The 21,171-nt window shown below is 60.0% G+C and carries 19 protein-coding genes and 1 pseudogene; 6 read left to right on the top strand and 14 right to left on the bottom strand.

The features are described from left to right. Positions 1-15 precede the first annotated feature (15 nt). The gene (hyi, locus tag I5S59_RS08015) at positions 16-798 is read right to left on the bottom strand and encodes a hydroxypyruvate isomerase (protein ID WP_197876149.1); all 783 of its coding nucleotides are present in this window, start codon (positions 796-798) and stop codon (positions 16-18) included. A 56-nt stretch (positions 799-854) separates the two neighbouring features. Further along, positions 855-2,630, bottom strand: a complete 1,776-nt coding sequence (gcl, locus tag I5S59_RS08010) for a glyoxylate carboligase (protein WP_197876148.1) — start codon at positions 2,628-2,630, stop codon at positions 855-857. Between the two features lie 256 nt (positions 2,631-2,886). On the opposite strand from gcl, the gene I5S59_RS08005 reads away from it, so the two are divergent. Next, entirely contained in the window at positions 2,887-3,327 is a 441-nt protein-coding gene (locus I5S59_RS08005) for a GlcG/HbpS family heme-binding protein (protein ID WP_128324406.1), read from the top strand. 67 nt (positions 3,328-3,394) lie between these two features. On the opposite strand, the gene I5S59_RS08000 is transcribed toward I5S59_RS08005, so the two are convergent. Continuing rightward, on the bottom strand, positions 3,395-4,003 hold the full coding sequence (locus tag I5S59_RS08000) for a TetR/AcrR family transcriptional regulator (RefSeq protein WP_197876147.1): 609 nt from the start codon (positions 4,001-4,003) through the stop codon (positions 3,395-3,397). Positions 4,004-4,148: 145 nt separating this feature from the next. Here I5S59_RS08000 and I5S59_RS07995 point away from each other — a divergent pair, with 145 nt between their 5' ends. Then, entirely contained in the window at positions 4,149-5,057 is a 909-nt protein-coding gene (locus I5S59_RS07995) for a DUF808 domain-containing protein (protein ID WP_197876146.1), read from the top strand. Between the two features lie 18 nt (positions 5,058-5,075). Here I5S59_RS07995 and I5S59_RS07990 read toward each other — a convergent pair whose 3' ends face one another. Beyond that, positions 5,076-7,022 (bottom strand): LTA synthase family protein, encoded by a 1,947-nt coding sequence (locus I5S59_RS07990; protein WP_197876145.1) that lies wholly within the window; start codon positions 7,020-7,022, stop codon positions 5,076-5,078. Positions 7,023-7,223: 201 nt separating this feature from the next. On the opposite strand from I5S59_RS07990, the gene I5S59_RS07985 reads away from it, so the two are divergent. Then, positions 7,224-7,541 carry a hypothetical protein gene (locus I5S59_RS07985; RefSeq protein ID WP_197876144.1) on the top strand — a complete coding sequence of 106 codons (318 nt, stop codon included), beginning with the start codon at positions 7,224-7,226 and terminating at the stop codon, positions 7,539-7,541. A 105-nt stretch (positions 7,542-7,646) separates the two neighbouring features. On the opposite strand, the gene I5S59_RS07980 is transcribed toward I5S59_RS07985, so the two are convergent. The 7 genes from I5S59_RS07980 to puuE form a co-directional block, all read right to left on the bottom strand. Further along, on the bottom strand, positions 7,647-8,435 hold the full coding sequence (locus I5S59_RS07980; protein ID WP_197876143.1) for an outer membrane protein OmpK: 789 nt from the start codon (positions 8,433-8,435) through the stop codon (positions 7,647-7,649). A 362-nt stretch (positions 8,436-8,797) separates the two neighbouring features. Then, positions 8,798-9,583, bottom strand: a complete 786-nt coding sequence (locus I5S59_RS07975) for an outer membrane protein OmpK (protein WP_197876142.1) — start codon at positions 9,581-9,583, stop codon at positions 8,798-8,800. Between the two features lie 131 nt (positions 9,584-9,714). Then, positions 9,715-11,070 carry a nucleobase:cation symporter-2 family protein gene (locus I5S59_RS07970; protein WP_128324412.1) on the bottom strand — a complete coding sequence of 452 codons (1,356 nt, stop codon included), beginning with the start codon at positions 11,068-11,070 and terminating at the stop codon, positions 9,715-9,717. A gap of 118 nt (positions 11,071-11,188) precedes the next feature. After that, entirely contained in the window at positions 11,189-12,514 is a 1,326-nt protein-coding gene (locus I5S59_RS07965; RefSeq protein ID WP_197876141.1) for a urate hydroxylase PuuD, read from the bottom strand. A 50-nt stretch (positions 12,515-12,564) separates the two neighbouring features. Continuing rightward, positions 12,565-13,068, bottom strand: coding sequence for an ureidoglycolate lyase (locus tag I5S59_RS07960; RefSeq protein WP_128324414.1), 504 nt, complete (start codon positions 13,066-13,068; stop codon positions 12,565-12,567). A 48-nt stretch (positions 13,069-13,116) separates the two neighbouring features. Then, positions 13,117-13,632: a 2-oxo-4-hydroxy-4-carboxy-5-ureidoimidazoline decarboxylase gene (gene uraD, locus I5S59_RS07955; protein ID WP_128324415.1), complete on the bottom strand. Its 516-nt coding sequence runs from the start codon at positions 13,630-13,632 to the stop codon at positions 13,117-13,119. Beyond that, the gene (gene puuE, locus I5S59_RS07950; protein WP_197876140.1) at positions 13,632-14,558 is read right to left on the bottom strand and encodes an allantoinase PuuE; all 927 of its coding nucleotides are present in this window, start codon (positions 14,556-14,558) and stop codon (positions 13,632-13,634) included. Before puuE ends, uraD begins: the two co-directional genes overlap by 1 nt. A gap of 384 nt (positions 14,559-14,942) precedes the next feature. Between puuE and uraH the strand changes: the two genes are divergently transcribed. Further along, positions 14,943-15,296 carry a hydroxyisourate hydrolase gene (gene uraH, locus I5S59_RS07945; RefSeq protein ID WP_197876139.1) on the top strand — a complete coding sequence of 118 codons (354 nt, stop codon included), beginning with the start codon at positions 14,943-14,945 and terminating at the stop codon, positions 15,294-15,296. A gap of 319 nt (positions 15,297-15,615) precedes the next feature. Here the strand turns inward: uraH and I5S59_RS07940 are convergent, their stop codons facing one another. After that, positions 15,616-16,965, bottom strand: coding sequence for an NCS2 family permease (locus tag I5S59_RS07940; protein ID WP_038613228.1), 1,350 nt, complete (start codon positions 16,963-16,965; stop codon positions 15,616-15,618). Between the two features lie 359 nt (positions 16,966-17,324). Between I5S59_RS07940 and I5S59_RS07935 the strand changes: the two genes are divergently transcribed. Then, positions 17,325-18,089, top strand: coding sequence for a GntR family transcriptional regulator (locus I5S59_RS07935; protein WP_197876138.1), 765 nt, complete (start codon positions 17,325-17,327; stop codon positions 18,087-18,089). Positions 18,090-18,331: 242 nt separating this feature from the next. Further along, entirely contained in the window at positions 18,332-19,030 is a 699-nt protein-coding gene (gene aqpZ, locus I5S59_RS07930) for an aquaporin Z (RefSeq protein WP_128324419.1), read from the top strand. Here the strand turns inward: aqpZ and guaD are convergent. Continuing rightward, entirely contained in the window at positions 19,027-20,331 is a 1,305-nt protein-coding gene (gene guaD / locus I5S59_RS07925) for a guanine deaminase (RefSeq protein WP_197876137.1), read from the bottom strand. The genes aqpZ and guaD overlap by 4 nt on opposite strands. A 10-nt stretch (positions 20,332-20,341) precedes the next feature. Beyond that, positions 20,342-21,097: pseudogene (gene xdhC / locus I5S59_RS07920) on the bottom strand (xanthine dehydrogenase accessory protein XdhC); the annotation flags it as partial. Positions 21,098-21,171 lie beyond the last annotated feature (74 nt).

Raw genomic sequence — 21,171 nt, 5'->3', positions numbered from 1 at the left:
GTAATTGTTTGCAGGTCAGATCGCGTTATGGGTTTTCAACCAGCCCAGGCCAGCTTCGGTGGTGGTCAGCGGCTTGTATTCACAGCCCACCCAGCCCTGGTAGCCAATACGGTCCAGGTGTTCGAAGAGGAAGCGGTAGTTGATTTCGCCCGTACCCGGCTCGTTGCGGCCCGGGTTGTCGGCCAGCTGGATGTGGTTGATCTTGGCCAGGTTGCTTTCCATGGTGCGGGCCAGGTCGCCCTCCATGATCTGCATGTGGTAGATGTCGTACTGCAGGAACAGGTTGCTGCTGCCGACTTCGGCCTGGATTTCCAGCGCCTGTTTGGTGGTGTTCAGGTAGAAGCCCGGAATGTCGCGGGTGTTGATCATTTCCATGACCAGCTTGATCCCGGCAGCCTCGAGTTTGTCGGCGGCGTACTTGAGGTTGTCGACGAAGGTCTTGCGCACGGTGGCGCAGTCCGGACCTTGTGGACGGATACCGGCCAGGCAGTTGACCTGGGTGTTGCCCAGCACCTTGGCGTAGGCAATGGCCAGGTCGACACCGGCGCGGAACTGCTCGACGCGGGCCGGGTCGCAGGCGATGCCGCGATCACCGTTGGCCCAGTCACCGGCGGGCAGGTTGAACAGCACCTGGGTCAGGCCGTGGGCATCGAGCTGCTGCTTGATTTCAGCCGAGCTGAAGTCATAGGGGAACAGGTATTCGACGCCGCTGAAGCCGGCGTCGGCTGCAGCTTTGAAACGGGCGAGAAAGTCCTGCTCGGTGAACAGCATGGACAGGTTGGCGGCAAAACGTGGCATGGATGTCTCCTTGCAAAGGTGGGCCCCGGGCATCACGCACCGGGGCCGGTCTGCGATCAGTCGAGCAGGGAAATCGCGGTTGGCGCGTCGTTGCCGACCAGTGCCAGGTCTTCGAATTCGTTGACCGCGTTGATTTCGGTGCCCATGGAAATGTTGGTGACGCGCTCGAGGATAACCTCGACCACCACCGGAACCTTGAACTCTTCAGCCAGCTTTTGCGCCTTGATCAGGGCCGGGGCGATTTCGCCAGGCTCGGTCACGCGCAAGGCCTTGCAGCCCAGGCCTTCGACCACGGCGACGTGATCGACGCCGTAGCCGTTGAGTTCCGGTGCGTTGACGTTTTCGAACGCCAGCTGCACACAGTAATCCATCTCGAAGCCGCGTTGGGCCTGACGAATCAGCCCCAGGTAGGAGTTGTTCACCAGTACGTGTACGTACGGCAGGTTGAACTGCGCACCCACGGCCAGTTCTTCGATCATGAACTGGAAGTCATAGTCGCCCGACAGCGCGACGACCTTGCGGGTCGGGTCTGCCTTGACCACACCCAGGGCAGCAGGGATGGTCCAGCCCAGAGGGCCGGCCTGGCCGCAGTTGATCCAGTGACGTGGCTTGTACACGTGCAGGAACTGCGCGCCGGCGATCTGCGACAGACCGATGGTGCTGACGTAGCAGGTGTCTTTGCCGAACACCTGGTTCATTTCCTGGTACACGCGCTGTGGCTTGACCGGCACGTTGTCGAAGTGGGTTTTGCGCTGCAGGCTCGATTTGCGCTGCTGGCAGTCTTCCAGCCAGGCGCTGCGGTCCTTGAGTTTGCCGGCGGCTTTCCACTCGCGGGCCACTTCGAGGAATACGTCCAGGGCAGCGCCAGCATCGGAAACGATACCCAGGTCCGGGGTGAATACGCGACCGATCTGGGTCGGTTCGATGTCGACGTGAATGAAGCGACGACCTTCGGTGTAGACGTCGACCGAACCGGTGTGACGGTTGGCCCAACGGTTACCGATACCCAGCACCACGTCCGACTTGAGCATGGTGGCGTTGCCGTAGCGGTGCGAGGTCTGCAGGCCGACCATGCCGACCATCAGCGGGTGATCGTCCGGGATGATGCCCCAGCCCATCAGGGTCGGGATGACCGGGATGCCGGTCAGTTCGGCGAACTCGACCAGTTTGTCGCAGGCATCGGCGTTGATGATGCCACCACCGGCGACCAGCAGCGGGCGCTCGGAGCTGTCGAGCATGGCCAGGGCTTTTTCGACCTGGATGCGGTTGGCGGCTGGCTTTTGCACCGGCAGCGGCTGGTAGGCGTCGATGTCGAATTCGATCTCGGCCATCTGCACGTCGAACGGCAGGTCGATCAGCACAGGGCCTGGACGGCCGGAGCGCATTTCATAGAAGGCTTTCTGGAACGCGTAAGGCACCTGGCCTGGTTCCAGAACGGTGGTCGCCCACTTGGTCACCGGCTTGACGATGCTGGTGATGTCGACGGCCTGGAAATCTTCCTTGTGCATACGGGCGCGCGGCGCCTGGCCGGTGATGCACAGGATCGGGATGGAGTCGGCGGAAGCACTGTACAGACCGGTGACCATGTCGGTACCGGCAGGGCCGGAGGTGCCGATGCACACGCCGATGTTGCCGGCTTTGGTGCGGGTGTAGCCCTCGGCCATGTGCGAGGCGCCTTCAACGTGGCGAGCGAGGACGTGATCGATACCGCCGACTTTCTTCAGGGCCGAGTACAGCGGGTTGATTGCAGCACCCGGAATACCAAACGCGGTTTCAACACCTTCGCGGCGCATCACCAGAACGGCTGCATCGATTGCTCTCATTTTGCTCATGGTTTTGTGCCTCTTTGATTTTGTAATTGTATACAAATGGCTTTTCGTCAGAGTGTATTCACGCCAGGCGACTCTGGTCAATCCATTTTCATCGGCGATGGGGGCATTCGTCGGGAAGGCCTTAAGAAAGGCGTTTCGTCAGAATTGGTTTGTCGCGCTGAAAATATTGTATACAAAAATATTCGCCATTGTGTTCTATTTGTTCTATTGATTTCACACCTGCCCTCAGGGCTTCTAACAACAAGAGGACCTTTCCATGAACGCTTTGACTCTGAAAGTCGCTGTCAGCCTGGTGAACGCCGCGCTGGCCGCAGGCCGCAAGATTTCCTCCGCACCCTTGACGGTGGCGGTGCTCGATAACGGCGGTCACCTGCTGGCGCTACAGCGTGAGGACGGTGCCAGCCTGCTGCGTCCGCAAGTGGCGATGGGCAAGGCGTGGGGTGCAATTGCGCTGGGCAAGGGTTCGCGCTTGCTGGCGCTGGATGCGCAGCAACGCCCGGCATTTTTTGCCGCGCTCAATGGTCTGGGGCAAAGCCCGGTGGTGCCGGCGCCTGGCGGCGTGCTGATCCGCAATCAGCAGGGCGTGGTACTGGGGGCGATCGGTATCAGTGGTGATACGTCGGATATCGATGAGCAGTGCGCGATCAGTGCGATCGAAGAGGCAGGGTTGACTGCAGATGCTGGTGTAGCGGCCTGACGCATTTGGGGCTGCTGCGCAGCCCTTCGCCGGCAAGCCTGGCTCCTACGGATCCAGGCGCTACCTGTCAGGCGTCTGGCTCACACCCTTTGAGCACCAGGCGAATGATGGTCTGCGTCGCCGCTTCGTAGTCGCTGTCTTCGAGCTTGGCTTTGCCGGTAACCACCGAGATCTGCCAATCGAAGTCGGCGTAGGTCTGCGTCGCCGCCCAGATGCTGAACATCAGGTGGTGCGGGTCGACCTTGGCGATCTGGCCGCGGTCGATCCAGGCCTGGATGCATTCAATGTTGTGGCGGGCCTGGTCGTTGAGTTGCTCGACCTGGTTCGGGCTCAGGTGCGGGGCGCCGTGCATGATCTCGCTGGCAAACACCTTGGAGGCAAAGGGCAGGTCACGGGAGATGCGCACTTTCGAGCGGATATAGGCGCTGAGCACTTCTTTGGGGTCACCCTCGGCATTGAACGGGGTGGATGCCTGCATGATCGGCTCGATGATGCTTTCCAGGACCTCGCGGTAGAGGTTTTCCTTGGACTTGAAATAGTAGTAGACGTTCGGCTTGGGCAGCCCGGCCTTGGCCGCGATGTCGCTGGTCTTGGTGGCAGCGAAGCCCTTGTCGGCGAATTCTTCACTGGCCGCGCGCAGGATCAGTTCTTTGTTGCGCTCGCGAATGCTGCTCATGGTTGACGCTGTTCCTCGTGACTGGCCGCAGGCGGCACCGGCCTGGACAGGCGGTTGCGCATGGTAGCACCGCGTTCGCAAGGGGCTCAAGGTGGCGACTTTGGGCTAGACTGAGCACCTCTCAACCCGCTGGAATCAGGTCAACATGGCAGGAAGCAGTCTTCTGGTATTGATCGACGATATCGCCACCGTACTCGACGATGTGTCGGTGATGACCAAAGTCGCGGCAAAAAAGACCGCCGGTGTGCTGGGCGACGACCTGGCGCTCAATGCGCAGCAGGTCACCGGCGTACGTGCCGAGCGGGAGATCCCGGTGGTCTGGGCGGTGGCCAAGGGTTCGTTCCTGAACAAGCTGATCCTGGTGCCGGCAGCGTTGTTGATCAGTGCCTTCATCCCCTGGGCGGTTACCCCGCTGTTGATGGTGGGCGGTGCGTTTCTGTGTTTCGAGGGCTTCGAGAAGCTGGCGCACAAGTTTCTTCACAACAAGGAAGAAGAGCAGGCCGAGCACACGGCGCACGTCGAGGCGGTGGCCGATCCTGCGGTTGATCTGGTGGCGTATGAGCAAACCAAGATCAAGGGCGCTATCCGTACCGACTTCATTCTTTCGGCAGAAATCATTGCGATTACCCTGGGCACGGTCGCCGATGCGCCGCTGACCCAGCAAATCATCGTGCTGTCGGGCATTGCCATTGTCATGACCATCGGTGTGTACGGCCTGGTTGCCGGTATCGTCAAACTCGATGACCTGGGGTTGTGGTTGACCCAGAAGACCTCACGGGCAGCACAGGCGCTGGGCAACGGCATCCTGCGTGCGGCGCCGTACATGATGAAAAGCCTGTCGGTGATTGGCACCGCGGCCATGTTCCTGGTCGGCGGCGGCATCCTGGTGCACGGCGTGGCGCCGCTGCATCACGCCATTGAAGCGTTCAGCGAAGGGCGGGGCGGGGCGTTGACCGGGGCTTTGCTCAACGGCGGGGTCGGTATTGTGGCGGGTGCGGCGGTGCTGGCGGTGGTTACCCTCGTCGGCAAGCTCTGGCGCGCTGCCAGAGCTTGAGTTCGAAGGGCTGCGCTGTCAGTTCTTCAGCGCAGTCTGTGCTGCCGGCTCTGGTTGCCAGTCGAGCAGGTGGTGGGTAAACCCGTAACTCGCCACCTGATAGTAGGCGATCGCCCGCTGGATCAATGGGTCACGCCTATCAACGGTCCTCTCCCGGCTTTCGCCCAGGGCCTGGTCGTGTCGGCGCAGACCGTTTTGCGGGCTGAGGATCGCCAGGTCCTGGCCATCAAACAGGCCCAGGTGCTGATAGTTGCCGATCAGCACCCGCGGCGGCAGGTTGTCTTGCTGCATCAGGTCGCGGCCGAAGAAGGTCGAGGTATAGCTCATGTTCAGCAGGCCGAGCAGAGTCGGCGCGAGGTCGATCTGGCTCGCCAGTTTTGACTCCTCTCGTGCTTCGATCAGCTTGGGGGCATAGATGAACAAGGGTATCTGGTAGTTGCTGACCGGCAGGTCTTCCTTGCCGGCACTGCCTGCGGTGTGATCGGCAACAAAGATGAACAGGGTGTTGTCGAACCAGGGTTTGCTGCGTGCCTGATCGAGAAACTGTCCGATGGCATGGTCGGTGTACTTCACAGCACCATCACGACCGTTGCCCGAGGGGATGTCGATACGGCCGTCGGGGTAGGTATAGGGTCGATGGTTGGACGTGGTCATCAACTGCAGGAAAAACGGAACCTGGTTGGCGTGGTCGGCGTCGGCGAGCTTGATTGCCTGTTTGTACAGGTCTTCATCAGACATGCCCCAGGCATTTTTGAAGCTGATGTCCGCTTCGGCCACGCTGCTCTGGTCGACGATCCGGTAACCGTTGCCGCTGAAAAAAGCGTTCATGTTGTCGAAGTAGCCGCGGCCACCGTAGACGTACACGCTGTCGTAACCGACGTCCGAGAGCTGCTGGCCAAGGCTGGCGAAACCACTTTCACGGCCGATGCGTTTGACGATCGAACGGCCCGGTGTTGGCGGCATTGACAGGGTGATCGCCTCCAGGCCACGGTCAGTGCGGGTGCCGGTGGCATAGAAGTTGTTGAAGTACAGGCTTTGTTTGCGCAACACATCGAGGTTGGGCGTGAGGTTGCGCGTGTCGCCGTTGCTGCCCATGTACTTGGCGCTGAAGCTTTCGATGGTTACCAGGACGATATTGGGCGTGCGCGGTGTCCCCGGGTTGGTGATGGTTCGGCGGATGTTCATCGGCTCCTCGCCGGTGAAGCGGGCATTGGGCTCTTGCAGTTCGGCGCGGATCAACCGGGTGGAATCGTTTTCGTCGAGGCTGCCGTAAAACTGCGGGTAATCCAGTTCGTTGTTGCGAAACGCGGCAAAGAACTGATAGGGGCCATTGCTTGCCAGCTCGCGGGCATAGGCGTTGCCGCCTTCTCCACGGGGCATATCCTGGTTGATCACCAGCACGCTGCCCACTGCCAGTAGCGCCAGTGCACCCAGGCTGCCCAGGCGTTGGCGTGCAGAGGGCAACGGGGCATCCAGCGCCTGGCGCAGGGGTTTACTCAGGGCCAGGGTCAGCACCAGCGCCGCCAGTGCTATCACGCTCAGGATCAGGCCGATCGGGTAAGACTCGAGAATGTTGTTCAGCACTTCGTCCGAGTACACCAGGTAGTCCACGGCGATGAAGTTGAAGCGCACCCCGAATTCATCCCAGAACAGCCATTCGGCCACTGCGACAAACAGCATGATGAACAGGCTGGCAAAGAGTACGAAGCGCAGCAACCCACGGTGCAGGCGTAAGCGCCACAGCCGGGCAGGGCATATCAACAGGTAAAGGCCCAAAGGCAGTGCGGCGTAGAGCAAAAAGCTCAGGTCGTAGATCAGGCCGGTAAAAAAGATCGAGAAAAAATGCTCGCCGGCTTCACTCAGGTGGGTGAAGTACAGGACGCCTCGTGTCAGTAAAAAAGTTATAAGCCATAGCGATGTTAATAGCAGTAAGTAGCGCATCGGCGCTGTGCGTGTTGCGAGCATAGTGTTTGCCTTTTTTGTAGGTGTTTTGGTATGTGGGCGAAACAGGAGGCCGTGCAAACTAGCGAAGTGGATGAGAAAAATTTGTTAAAGAAATGCAGTCGGAGAATTTATACCGGTTTATAGTGGCAGATCATAAACGTAGAGGGTTGGATAAGAGCCAGTCGCACAGGCCGCTCTTGTCGTTTGTCCAGGGAGAACGTTATGCCCTTTAAAGCGCTAACTTATGATGTCTTCCATCTTGGCTTGTACATGGTCGCCGCTTTGGCCTGGACGACCTTGTGTGTGTTGGTGCTGCTTAACGCGCGCAGACATATGCCCGGTGTGTCGAATGCCAGCTGCCTGGGGGCCGGCGTACTTGGCGCGGTGGTCTGCCTTGGGCTTTTACTTGCCGACGTGCTCAGGCTCGTCGAGGGGCATGTGGTCTTGTTCGGGCTGATCGTGGTCGGTGTCATCGTCCCGAGTTTGACTGCCTGTGTTCTTTATTTTTGCTTGAGCGTTCAAAAGAAAAATCCCTACTAACTTTTTTGTAGGAAGTTTCTTTATTTTTATTAGGAAAACTCTGTAAATCTCGATTTGGAATTTAAGACCGTGCCTGTTCAGGCACGGTCTTCGAAGCGGACGTGATCAGAAGTGCACTTTGACCAGGAAGCTGGCAGTGTTCTGGTCGGTATCAAACGCGTCGCTGTCCTTGATCCCGTACTTGTTCTTCCAGTAGTCGTATTCGAAACCGACGTACAGTTGCTTCTCGCCCCAGTTCAGCGCTTTACCCAGGTCATACTTGACCTGCGGGTTAAAGTGCAGGTTCGCGTGGTAAGTACCACGGCGGCTGGTGGCGTCGTTATCCACAACCCAGTCCATGAAGCCGTCGATGAGAATGTCCGAGTTACCCACAGGGATGGTGTAGGCCCACACCGGGGTGATCTGCCAGACGTTGTCACCGGCGCGGCTGCCTTCGGTGTTGCGCTGGTAGAAGTTCAACTGGAAGTAGTCGAAGCCCGGAATCGCCAGGTCAAAGCCCGGGCCGATCAGGTAGGACTCGGTGTCGCCTTCGCCGAACTCGTAGGTCATGGCCAGCAGCACGTCCTTGACCGGGCCGAACTCCAGCTTCTGGTCAAAGATCTTGCCGAACGACAGGCGCGGGCTGAATTCACCGTAGTAGGTGTTGTCGCCGTTGTTGAAGTCTTTATCGCCGTTGTAGAAGATCTTGTCGACGAAGAAGAAGTTGTCACCGTACTTCCAGGCATCGGCGTGCTCGAAGGTCACGGTCTGCTGGATTTCCGGGTTGACGGCGAAGTTCTTGCCCCACAGGTAGGTCAGGCTGTTGTTCTGCCATTGCAGCAGGTCGTCGGCGGTGGCGGCCGTGCTGGCCGCCAGCAGGCTGCCGGCGAGAATCAGGCTAGTGGTCATGCGCATCGCTGTGTTGCTCCCTTGATTGATTCTGTTGTCGGTACTCTGGGTGGCACCGTTACGTTGTAATACTTGTCTTTCGAGTCAGTTTTTTTCGATTGGCCACAGCTAATTGGCAAGTGCTGCGCCAACTTTCCGGGTACGGCACAACAATCCTGCTCGACGTCTCTCTGAACAGCTGAAAAAGGGTCTTTCAGGTTGGCGTTACGCCTGCCAACCGCCCGAATTCATTGACTGAGCGGTCAGCAAACGCAGGCAGGATCCGTCCTGCCCTGATCGAGGGGCCGCGCAGATTACTGACTTGCGCGTTGCTCCTCAAGTACTCCGTCCTGGAGTGGTGGAACTAAAGCTGAGCGAATGGTCAGGAATCAAAAGTGAAACTTGACCAGGGCACTGGCAACGCTTTGCCGGGTGTCCAGCCGATCGCTGTCTTCGATGCCGTATTTGTCCTTCCAGTAGCTGTACTCAAAACCTACGTACAGCTGCTTGGCGCCGTAGTTCAGCGCCTTGCCCAGGTCATATTTGACCTGAGGGTTGAAGTGCAGGTTGGCGTGATAGGTACCGCGGCGGGTCTCGTCGTTGTCGACGACCCAGTCCATGTAGCCATCGACGAGAATGTCCGATTTGCCCGCAGGAATGGTGTAGGAGAATGTTGGTGTGATCTGCCAGACGCCATCACCCGGGCGGCTGCCTTCGGTGTTGCGCTGCATGATGTTGAGGGTGAAGTAGTTGAAACCGGGAATCGCCAGGTCGAAGCCTGGACCGATCAGGTAGGCTTCGTTGTCACCTTCGCCAGACTCGTAGGTCATGGCGATCAACACGTCTTTGATGGGGCCGAATTCGAATTTGCGGTCGAAGATCTTGCCGAACGACAAGCGTGGGCTGAACTCACCGTAATAGGTGTTGTTGCCTTTGTTGCGGTCTGTGCCGCCGTTGTAAAAGATCTTGTCGATAAACAGGAAGTTATCGCCGTATTTCCATTTGTCGGCGTGCTCAAAGGTCACAGTCTGCTGGATCGCAGGGTTGACCTCGAATTTGGTGCCGTACAGGTAGGAGAGGCTGTTGGTCTGCCAAAGCAGCAGGTCTCCTGCGGTGGCTGGCAATGCGGCCAGCAGACTGCTACCCAACAGGAGTGAGGTGGTGATGCCCTTCATGTTGTGATTCCCGGCTTTGTTATTGTTGGTTTGGGTATTCGGCGCGAGACGCCCCGGCCGACCCGCTCCCACGGGTCGACGGTCCTGCGTAGTGCTCGGGTGGAACCGGGCGGCAAGCGCCGCCCGCAGACTCAGTGCTGGTGGGCTGCTTCGTTGTGCGCTGCGCGCTCGGCGCCGCCAAGAATGTTGAACAGCAGGTTGAGGATCAGCGCGCTGACCGTGGCCATGGCAATACCGCTGTGGGTGATGGGCTCCATCCATTGCGGCATTTGCGCGAAGAACTCAGGGCGCACCACGGGAATCAGGCCCATGCCGACGCTGACGGCGACCAGCAACTGGTTGCGGCGGTCGGCGATATCGGCTTCCTGGAGGATCTTGATCCCGGTGGCGGCGACCATGCCGAACATGGCGATGGACGCGCCGCCCAGTACCGCTGGCGGAATCGAGGCGATCAGGAAGGCGGCCTTGGGCAGCAGGCTGAGCAGGATCAGGAAACCACCGGCAACCACTGTGACGTATCGGCAACGTACGCCGGTCATCTGCACCAGGCCGATATTCTGGGCGAAGGAGGAGTGGGTGAAGGTGTTGAAGAAGCCGGCAACGAAGGAGGCACCGGCGTCGCACATCAGCCCGCGGCGCAGCATGCCCGGGGTGACTTCGCGGTCAGTGACCTTGCCCAGGGCCAGGAACATCCCGGTGGATTCGACGAAGATGATTACCACCACCAGGCACATCGACAGGATCGGCGCCAGGCTGAAGGTCGGCATGCCGAAGTGCAGCGGCGTTACCACTTGCACCCAGGGTGCCTCGTCGAGGCCGGAGAGGTCGACCATGCCGATCGAGCCGGCCAGGATATAGCCCAGGCCCATGCCGATGAGCACCGAGACATTGACCCAGAAACCGCGCATGAAGCGGTTGACCAGGAGGATGGTCGCCAGCACCAGGCCAGCAACAATCAGGTAGATGGGGGAGCCGAAGGTTTCGGCGCTGGCACCGCCGCCGGCCCAGTTGACCGCAACCGGAAACAGCGAAAGACCAATCGAGGTGATGACCGTGCCGGTCACCAGCGGTGGGAAGAAACGCACCACCTTGGACATGAACGGGGCGATCAGCATGCCGAAGAAACCGGCGGCGATGGTCGCACCAAAGATGCCTTGCAGGCCGACACCGGGCATTCCGGCCATGGCCACCATGCTGCCGACAGCAGCAAAGCTTGCGCCCATCATCACCGGCATACGGATGCCGACTGCGCCAATGCCGAACGACTGGACGATGGTGGCGACACCAGCGACCAGCAGGTCGGCATTGATCAGGAAAGCGACTTCTTCACGAGAAAGGCCGGCGGCCTGGCCGATGATCAGTGGCACGGCAATCGCGCCTCCGTACATCAGCAAGACATGTTGAAGACCCACCAGGAACAGTTGGAGCATTGGCAGTGGCTGTCGTGGGGGCGCAACGGGGATGTACGCCTTGCGTGACTCGGACATGCAACACCTCGGTTTTGTTTTTATTCTTTGAGCTGCAAGCTTCAAGCACCACGCCTCAAGGAGAGCAGGTGGTGGTGCTTGGCTTGCAGCTTGTAGCTTGCCGCTTGAAGCCTGTTGCTTAGTTCGTTGGAGCACCTTTGGCGATCCACGCGCCAATCAGTTCACGTTCCTGCTGGGTCATCTGAGTGATGTTGCCCAGGGGCATGATCTGGCTGGTGACGGCTTGCGCCTGAATGCGCGAGGCCTGTTGCTGGATCTGTTGCGGGGTGTCGAGCATGACCCCGGCAGGGGCTGCGCTGAACAGCGGGCTGGTCGGCTTGGCCGAATGGCACACGGCGCAACGTTCCTGGATGACGCTGTGGATCTTGTCGAAGCCGGCATCGTCCAGTTTCGCCACAGGTGCCGCCGGTTCTTCAGCCGGGGCAGCTGCCTGGGCAGGTTCGGCGGCTTTCTCTGCAGCTTTCTCGGCAGCAGTCTTGCCGCCCAGCGCCGTTTCCGGCAGCGGCTGGTACTCGATCTTGGCAGCGGCCTGTTCAGGTGCGGTCGGCATCGGCGCAGGGCCGGTGACGTACGCCAGGCAGATCATCGACAGGGCACCGACTGGCAGGGTCCAGGCGTATTTGTTGCTGTCGTGACGGGTGTTGAAGTAATGACGTACCAACACTGCAGCCACCGCGATGCCGCCCAGGATCAACCAGTTGTACTGGCTGCCGTAGGTGCTCGGGAAGTGGTTGCTGATCATGATGAACAGCACCGGCAGGGTGAAGTAGTTGTTGTGACGCGAGCGCAGCAGGCCCTTGGCCGGCAGGAGCGGATCCGGGGTCTGGTTGGCTTCGATGGCAGCGACCAGCTGACGCTGGGCCGGCATGATGATGCGGAATACGTTACCGACCATGATGGTGCCGATGATCGCGCCGGTGTGCAGGTACGCACCACGACCGCTGAACACCTGGCTGAAACCGTAGCAGGCGGCAATGACCAGCACGAACAGCACCAGGCCGAGCAGGCCAGGGCGCTTGCCCAGTGGCGAGTCGCAAAGGAAGTCGTAGATGAACCAGCCAGCGATCAGCGAGCCGACACCGATGGCGATACCTTCAGCGCCGCTCAGGGTGCTGCCAGGTGCCAGCAGGTACAGCGTCGGGTTCCAGTAGAACACCAGGCACAGCAGGGCAATACCCGACATCCAGGTGAAGTAGGCTTCCCATTTGAACCAGTGCAGGTTCTCCGGCATTTTTGGCGGAGCCAGCTTGTACTTCTCCAGGTGGTAGATCCCGCCACCGTGAATCGCCCAGAGATCGCCGGACAGACCGTCGCGCGGGTTGGCCCGGTTGAGGTTGTTTTCCAGCCAGACGAAGTAGAACGACGCGCCAATCCATGCCACGCCAGTGATCATGTGAACCCAACGCACGCTCAGGTTCAGCCATTCCAACAGATGTGCTTCCACAGTCTTTACCTCTACCCTGGCACCCTGTATCCGGGTGCTCAGGTCTTCTCTTATTGGTGGGGGGCGAGGATCAGTTGCTCATCCTCATTGAAAAAATGCTCATCGCAGTTGTTGCCAGTGCCACTGCGATCAACCACCAGGAAGTCATCCCGCTTTTCGATCGTCAGCACCGGGTGGTGCCAGACGCCGCGATGGTAATTAATGCCCTGCTTGCCATTGCTGACAAAAGCACGGACCAAACCTGATACAGGTGCATCGCCAACGGGCGCGACCACGATCAGAAAGGGATTGCCGAGCAGCGGAATAAACGCCTGGCTGCCCAGCGGATGGCGCTCCAGCATGCGTACGGTCAGTGGCATGTCCTGTGCGTCGGCACGGAAGATGCTGATGATCGCGTTGTCCTCGGGCTGGGCGGTTTGTACCGTGGCCAGCTTGTGGAAGCGCATGGTCGAACCGTTGTTGATCATGAAGTGGTCGCTGCCGTCGGTTTCGATCACGTCACCGAAAGGGGCGAAGGCTTCTTTGGTCAAGGGCTCAATCACTAAAGTGCGCATGCGGTATCTCTTTATTCTGTGTTGTGGAGGGTAAGGCTGGCCTTGCCCTTAAAGTTGCAGCAGGCGGAACAGGGCAATCAGGTTGATCTGCGCCAGCGCTTCCTTGAACTCGGCTTCGACCGAGTTGTGGATGCGCTTCTCGAAGGAGGCGAGGATCTGGTGCCGATTGCTGCCTTTTACCGCCATGATGAACGGAAACTGGAACTTGGCCTTGTAGGCGTCGTTAAGCTCGGTGAAGCGTTCGAACTCTTCGGCGGTGCACTGGTGAATGCCGGCGCCGGCCTGTTCATTGGTGCTCGATTCGGTCAGTTCGCCCTGGATCGCGGCCTTGCCGGCGAGGTCCGGGTGAGCGTTGATCAGTGCCAGCTGGGCGGCGTGATCGGCACTCAGGAGAATGTCGCTCATGCGCTGGTGCAGGGCTTCGATCTGGTCGATTTCCTGCAGTTGGCCCAGGTCGTAGGCTTTTTCGGCAACCCACGGCGAGTGTTCGTAGATGTCGGCAAACGCTTCGACGAACGCCTGGCGTTCCAGGGTCGAAGGCGTGAGGGTTTTGAACGCGGTCATTAGACAGTCTCGGCTTTGTAAGGGTGGGTGGCATGCCAGTGACGGGCGATGTCCACGCGCCGGGTGAACCAGACTTGATCATGGCTCTTGGCGTATTCGATGAAGCGCTTGAGTGCGGCCAGGCGTGCCGGACGGCCGACCAGGCGGCAGTGCAGGCCGATGGAGAGCATTTTTGGCGCTTCGGCGCCTTCTTCGTAGAGCACGTCGAAGGCGTCTTTGAGGTACTGGAAGAACTGCTCGCCACAGTTGAAACCTTGGACCTGGGTGAAACGCATGTCGTTGGTGTCCAGGGTGTAGGGGATCACCAGGTGCGCTTTGCCGGTCGGGTTGTTCGGTTCCCAGTAGGGCAGGTCATCGTCATAGGTGTCGCTGTCGTAGAGGAAGCCACCTTCCTCCATCACCAGGCGGCGGGTGTTCGGCCCGGTGCGGCCGGTGTACCAGCCCAGCGGACGTTCGCCGGTCAGCTCGGTGAGGATGCGGATGGCTTCGAGCATGTGCTCACGCTCCTGCGCCTCATCCATGTTCTGGTAGTCGATCCAGCGGTAGCCGTGGCTGCAGATTTCGTGGCCGGCTTCGACCATGGCGCGGATCACGTCCGGGTGGCGCTGGGCGGCCATGGCGACGGCGAAGATGGTCATCGGCACGCCGGTGTCCTTGAACAGCTTGAGCAGGCGCCAGACGCCGGCACGGCTACCGTACTCGTAGAGCGATTCCATGCTCATGTTACGAGCGCCCTGCAGGGGCTGGGCGGCGACCATTTCCGAGAGAAAGGCTTCTGATTCCTTGTCTCCGTGAAGAATGTTGCGTTCACCACCTTCTTCGTAATTGAGCACGAAAGACAAAGCGATGCGGGCATTCCCCGGCCAGCGCGGATGGGGTGGGGTATTGCCGTAACCGATCAGGTCGCGAGGATAATCAGCGCTCACTGCAGTCTTCCTTCTTATACGTGTAAACGGATGGCGTGGCGCCCGGGTAGGGTATCGCCCACGTCGATGAGATGATTGTATACAACTTTGTTTGCGGTTTGTAAGCCTGTTTTTTCGTATTTCTTTGCAGTCAGCCCCCGAAAACCCTCTGCAAGAAATCTGCCTGATTGGTCAGCTTATGACGCGATCAATGGCCAGCCGTCTGGTTTTGCGACTGATGGCGTATTTACAGGGGGGTAAGGCGTTGCCCGGAAAGAATACCTAATTATTGTGTACAATTTTACAGAAAAATGTCTTAATAATCCGACAGTCGTACGTTGCCGTGCCCCCTGCCGGTGCCGTGCGGGATTTTTTGCCCACAGACAGAACAGAGGCGAGCAAGCAATGGGACGATTGACCACGCATGTACTGGATGCCGCACATGGCTGCCCTGGCAGTTCGATCAAGGTCGAGCTGTACCGGGTCGAAGGCCAGCAGCTGGAACTGGTAAACACCGCGCTTACCAACAGCGACGGCCGTTGCGATGCGCCGCTGCTGCAGGGCGATGACTATCGCAGTGGCGTTTACCAGCTGCAGTTCAATGCCGGCGATTACTACCGTGCCCGTGGTGTGCAGTTGCCCGAGCATGCATTCCTGGACGTCGTGGTCCTGCGTTTTGGCATCAGCGCCGAGCAGGATCACTACCACGTGCCTCTGTTGATCTCGCCGTACAGTTACTCGACCTATCGTGGAAGCTAGTTGGTCGCTAGAAGAATCTTCGTAGGTCCTTGCCCGCTATCACACTGGCGGGCTTTTTTTTGCCCGGGTTTTCGTGGGCGCAACTGCCTTTGAGGGAGTCGCAAGTGGTTGGTGTCGGGACAACAATCCCACCTGCAGGCCATCGACGTAGGAGCCAGGCTTGCCGGCGAACCAGGCACCACGGTGCCCCTGATGCACCGCGTCATCGCTTTTCGCGGGCAAGCCACGCTCCTACAGGTTGGGGTACGCCGCAGACCTGTGCGCTATGAATAAAAAAGCCCCACCCGAAGGTGAGGCTTTGTGTACCCCAGGGGTGTGGTTACAGGAATACGAACTTGGCAATGAAGATTGCGGTCAGCACCCACAGGCTCGCGGAGATCTCGCTGAAACGCCCGGTACCGGCCTTGAGCACGACATAGGTGATAAAGCCCAGGGCAATGCCGTCGGCAACCGAGAAGGTCAGCGGCATCATAATCGCGGTGACGATCGCCGGAATGCTGTCGGTGGCTTCATCCCAGTTGATGTGGGCCATGCTGCCCATCATCAGCATGGCGACGTAGATCAACGCACCTGCCGTGGCGTAGGCGGGAATCATCCCGGCCAGTGGTGCGAAGAACATCGCGGCAATAAAGAACAGGCCGACCACCACAGCCGTCAGGCCGGTACGCCCCCCCGCGGCCACACCGGCAGCACTCTCCACGTAGCTGGTGACCGGCGGTACGCCGACCACGGCACCGAATACGCTGGATGCGCTGTCAGCCTTCAAGGCCCGAGAAAGGTTTTCGATACGGCCGTCAGCATTCACCAGGTTGGCCCGCTGGGCGACGCCCATCAGGGTGCCGGCAGTGTCGAACATGTGCACGAAGAGGAAGGCAAACACCACGGCGATCATGCTGACGTTGAACACGCCGGCGACGTCCATGGCCATCCAGGTCGGTGCCAGACTCGGCGGCAGCGAGAACAAACCGCCATATTCGACCAGGCCCAGGCCCCAGCCGGCGAGGGTGACGCTGATGATGCTGATCAGGATCGCACCAAACACGCGGTGATAGCTGAGTACCGCGATCATCAGGAAGCAGATCGCCGCCAGCAGCGGGCCAGGTTCGTGCAGGGATCCGAGCTTGATCAGGGTGGCCGGGCTGTCGACGACAATTCCGGCAGTTTTAAGACCGATCAGTCCGAGAAACAATCCGACGCCGGCACCCATTGCATGACGCAAGCTCACGGGAATGCTGTTGAGCAGCCATTCACGCACGCGCGACAGGGTCAGCAGCATGAACAGCACCCCGGAGACGAACACTGCGCCCAGCGCAGCTTCCCAGGTGTAGCCCATGGTCCCGACCACGGTGTAGGTGAAGAAGGCGTTGAGCCCCATGCCGGGTGCCAGGCCGACCGGCCAGTTGGCATACAGGCCCATCAACAGACAGCCCAGTGCGGCGGCAATACAGGTGGCGACGAATGCCGCCCCGTGATCGATACCGGCGTCGGCCATGATGTTGGGGTTGACGAAAATGATGTACGCCATGGTGATAAAGGTGGTCAACCCGGCGATCATTTCGGTTTTGACGGTGGTGCCATGTAGCTTGAGTTTGAAAATCCGCTCCAGCCAGCTCGTTTCGAGCGGTGGGGCAAGATCCAGCGTAGGGGCTTCGGATTTGCGGCTTTCCACAGCGTGTACTCCTCAAGTCTTTTCTTGTTTTTCAGAGCCAGTCCTGCGCACGCACTGGGGAGCTCTGTGAGGCGGATGGGATGGCAGGCGACCGGACCGTTTGTTGACTTCTGAGTCAGGAAGTTGCACGCATGGATTATGCGTTTGTATACAAAGAATGCAAATAATGTTTTTGGTGTTGTGCTCAAATAATTTCTGCGTCTAGCTATAAAGGCCATCATCCCCTGCAGAAATCGCTGCGGCTGTGTACAATGCGTCCATACCTTAATCGTTTAATTTTCTTACCAGGACTTGCCTTCGCCCCGCTGACTGCTATTAAAGTCAGGGTCCGATTGGCGGATTTCCGTGCACGAGCGCCCATGAACGAACAGCTGCAACCCCTCAAGAAACCTGTACGTACCGGCAAGGCCGGACGCAGTGGAACCCAGGACGATATCGTCTACGCGCACATTTTCGAGGCCATTCTCGAACAGCGCCTGGCGCCGGGTACCAAATTGAGCGAGGAAGCGCTGGGGGAAATCTTTGGTGTCAGCCGCACCATCATTCGTCGAGCGCTGTCGCGCCTGGCGCATGAAAGCGTGGTGCTGTTGCGGCCCAATCGCGGTGCCGTGGTGGCCAGCCCGACGGTCGAAGAGGCGCGTCAGGTGTTCTTCTCGCGGCGCATGGTTGAACGTGCGATCACCGAGCTTGCAGTCGAGCACGCAACCGCGGAGCAGCTCAACGAACTGCGCCAGATGGTCCGCGACGAGCGCGACAGCTTCTCCCGTGGTGACCGCGGTGCAGGCATTCGTCTGTCCGGCGAATTCCACCTCAAGCTGGCCGAAGCGGCAGGCAACGCGCCCTTGATCAGCTTCCAGCGCAGCCTGGTGTCGCAAACTTCGCTGATCATTGCCCAGTACGAAAGCGGCAACCGTTCGCACTGCTCCTACGACGAGCACATGCAGTTGATCGATGCCATCGAAGCGCGTGATGCCAACCTGGCGGTCAGCCTGATGATGCACCACATGGACCATATCGACAGCAAGCTCAACCTCGACGAAGACAGCGCCTCGGATGACCTGCACGCGGTGTTCTCGCACCTGCTGCAAACCAAAAAACGCGGTGCTGCCCCCCTCAAGGGCTAAGGCCCAATCGCTGGTAGGAGCGAGGCTTGCCCGCGAAGAACGGTGATGCGGTGCAGCAGATAGACTGCCGCGCCTGCTTCGCCGGCAAGCCTGGCTCCTACGCTGTTTTTCGTTGCGTTCCAGGCCAACTGGCACTTCGACCATCCTCTGCTAGATTCTCACCTGTTCACTACCGCAAACCTTCATCCAGCAGTTGGGCTTGCGCGTTAAGCGTGTAACTTCAACTCGGTGAGGAATGGAATATGTCGATGCCACTAGGCAAACGCATGGGTGCGGAGCTGATCGGAACCTTCTGGTTGGTGTTGGGTGGTTGCGGCAGCGCGGTGTTGGCCGCCTCGCTGCCGGCGGGGATCGGGCTGGTCGGGGTGGCGTTGGCCTTTGGCCTCACTGTGCTGACAATGGCCTTTGCCATTGGCCATATCTCGGGGTGTCACCTGAACCCGGCCGTCTCGCTGGGCCTGGTAGTCGGCGGGCGTTTCCCGGCCAAAGAACTCATTCCTTACGTCGTTGCCCAGGTGATCGGGGCCATCATTGCTGCGGGCGTGATCTACTTCATCGCCAGCGGCAAAGCGGGCTTCGAATTGTCGTCGGGGCTGGCCTCCAACGGCTATGCCGAGCATTCGCCGGCGGGCTATTCATTGGCGGCAGGCTTTGCCAGTGAGGTGGTGATGACTGCGATGTTCATCCTGATCATCATGGGCGCCACCGACAGCCGTGCACCGGCAGGCTTTGCGCCGATTGCCATTGGCCTGGCGCTGACCCTGATCCACTTGATCTCGATTCCGGTGACCAACACCTCGGTCAACCCGGCGCGCAGCACCGGACCGGCGCTGTTCGTCGGTGGCTGGGCACTGCAGCAGCTGTGGCTGTTCTGGGTGGCGCCGCTGATCGGGGCAGTGATCGGCGGCGCGCTGTACCGCGGCCTGGCTCGTGAGCCTTAGCGCTGGTGCACGCAGCGCCCGGCGGCGAACGTCTGTTTGACGGTACGGTCGTCGCCCAGGGTCATCAGCACGAACAGTGTCTCGTCGATGCTGTTCGATTGCTGGATGCGGTAGTCCATCAACGGTGTCGCTTTGTAGTCGAGGACCACGAAGTCGGCATCGTTGCCCGGTTTTAGGCTGCCGATTCGGTCATCCAGGTACAGCGCCTGGGCACCGCCCAGTGTCGCCAGGTACAGTGACTTGAACGGACTCAGGCGTGCGCCCTGAAGTTGCATTACCTTGTATGCCTCATTCAGGGTGTTGAGCAGCGAGAAGCTGGTGCCTGCGCCGACATCCGTCCCCAGACCGACCTTGACCTTGAAACGCTCAGCCTGAGGCAGGTTGAACAAACCGCTGCCCAGAAACAGGTTGGAGGTCGGGCAGAACGCCACGGCCGAACCGGTTTCGGCCAGGCGCTGACATTCCTCGTCGCACAGGTGCACGCCGTGGGCGAACACCGAGCGCTCGCCGAGCAGCTTGAAGTGGTCGTAGACGTCGAGGTAGGCCTTGCGCTCCGGGAACAGCTCTTTGACCCAGCCGATTTCCTTGAGGTTTTCGCTCAGGTGCGTGTGCATGTACAGGTCGGGGAATTCGCCCAGCAATTGACCGGCCAGCGCCAGCTGTTCCGGGGTGCTGGTCGGCGCAAAGCGCGGGGTGACTGCGTAGTGCAGACGGCCTTTGCCGTGCCAGCGCTCGATCAGCGCCTTGCTTTCGGTGTAGCCGGACTCGGCGGTGTCGGTCAGGTAGTCCGGGGCATTGCGGTCCATCATCACCTTGCCGGCGATCATGCGCAGGTCCAGGCGCTCTGCCTCTTCGAAGAAGGCGTTGACCGACTCGGGGTGCACGCTGCCAAACACCAGGGCAGTGGTGGTGCCGTTGCGCAGCAGTTCTTCGACGAAGATCTTCGCCACCTTGTCGGCGTGTGACTTGTCGGCAAACTGCTTCTCGCACGGGAAGGTGTAGGTGTTGAGCCAGTCCAGCAGTTGCTCGCCGTAGGAACCGATCATGCCGGTCTGCGGAAAGTGGATATGGGTGTCGATAAAGCCCGGGGTGATCAGTGCGTCCTGATGGTGCTGCACTTCAATGTCGGCGGGCAGGGTCGGCAACAGTTCGCTGGCATGCCCCAGGGCGCTGATCTTGCCGTTGTCGACCACCAGCAGGCCGTCTTCGAAATACTGGTACGACGCTTCGATGCCCACTTCGGCAGGGTCGGCGATGCTGTGCAGGATGGCGGCACGGTAGGCTTTGCGGGTTGCGCTCATAGGGCTCTCGTCATATGGCTTGGCTGCGCCGTGAAGGCGGCAGCAATTGGGCAATGGGGCCGGCGTTGGTAGCATTGTCGTGCTGGCCAAAGCTGGCGTTGTAGGTGGCAATGATTTCCGCGGCGATGGACACGGCGATCTCGATCGGCAGCTTGCCCTTGACCTCGGCCAGGCCCATCGGGCAACGCATGCGTTGCAGGCGTTCGTCGCTGTAGCCGCGTTCGCGCAGGCGATGCTCGAACTTGACGCGTTTGGTTTTCGAGCCGATCAGGCCGAACCAGGTGAAATCGTTGCGTTTGAGGATCGCGGCCGTCAGCTCAAGGTCCAGCTGATGGTTGTGGGTCATGACAATGCAATAGCTGCCGGCGGGCAGGTCGTCGACTTCATCGACCGGCTCTTCACTGACAATCTTGCTGACCCCGGCGGGAATGCTTTCGGGGAACTCCTGTTCGCGCGAGTCGATCCAGCGCACCTTGCAGGGTAGCGCGGCGAGCAAGGGTACCAGAGCGCGGCCGACATGGCCTGCACCGAACACGGCGATCTGCGCCTGAACCTGACCCATGGGCTCGAACAGCAGTACCGTGGCGCCGCCGCAGCACTGACCGAGGCTGGCGCCAAGGCTGAAGCGTTCCAGGTGCGGGGACTCGCGGCGCTCGGCAAGCATTTGCCGGGCGATTTTCATGGCCTTGTATTCCAGGTGCCCGCCACCGATGGTGTCGAACAGCTGTTCGGCGCTGACCACCATCTTCGACCCGGCGTTGGGGGGGGGGGGGGGGGGGGGCGGGCGGGGGGGGGGGGGGGGCGCCCCGCGCAGACCGCGGGGGGGGGGGGGGGGGGGGG

The organism is Pseudomonas alkylphenolica (assembly GCF_016009175.1).
Taxonomy (GTDB): Bacteria; Pseudomonadota; Gammaproteobacteria; order Pseudomonadales; family Pseudomonadaceae; genus Aquipseudomonas; species Aquipseudomonas alkylphenolica_B.
Note: the sequence above shows the minus strand (reverse complement) of the source record. Positions and strands in the feature narration are given on the sequence as shown.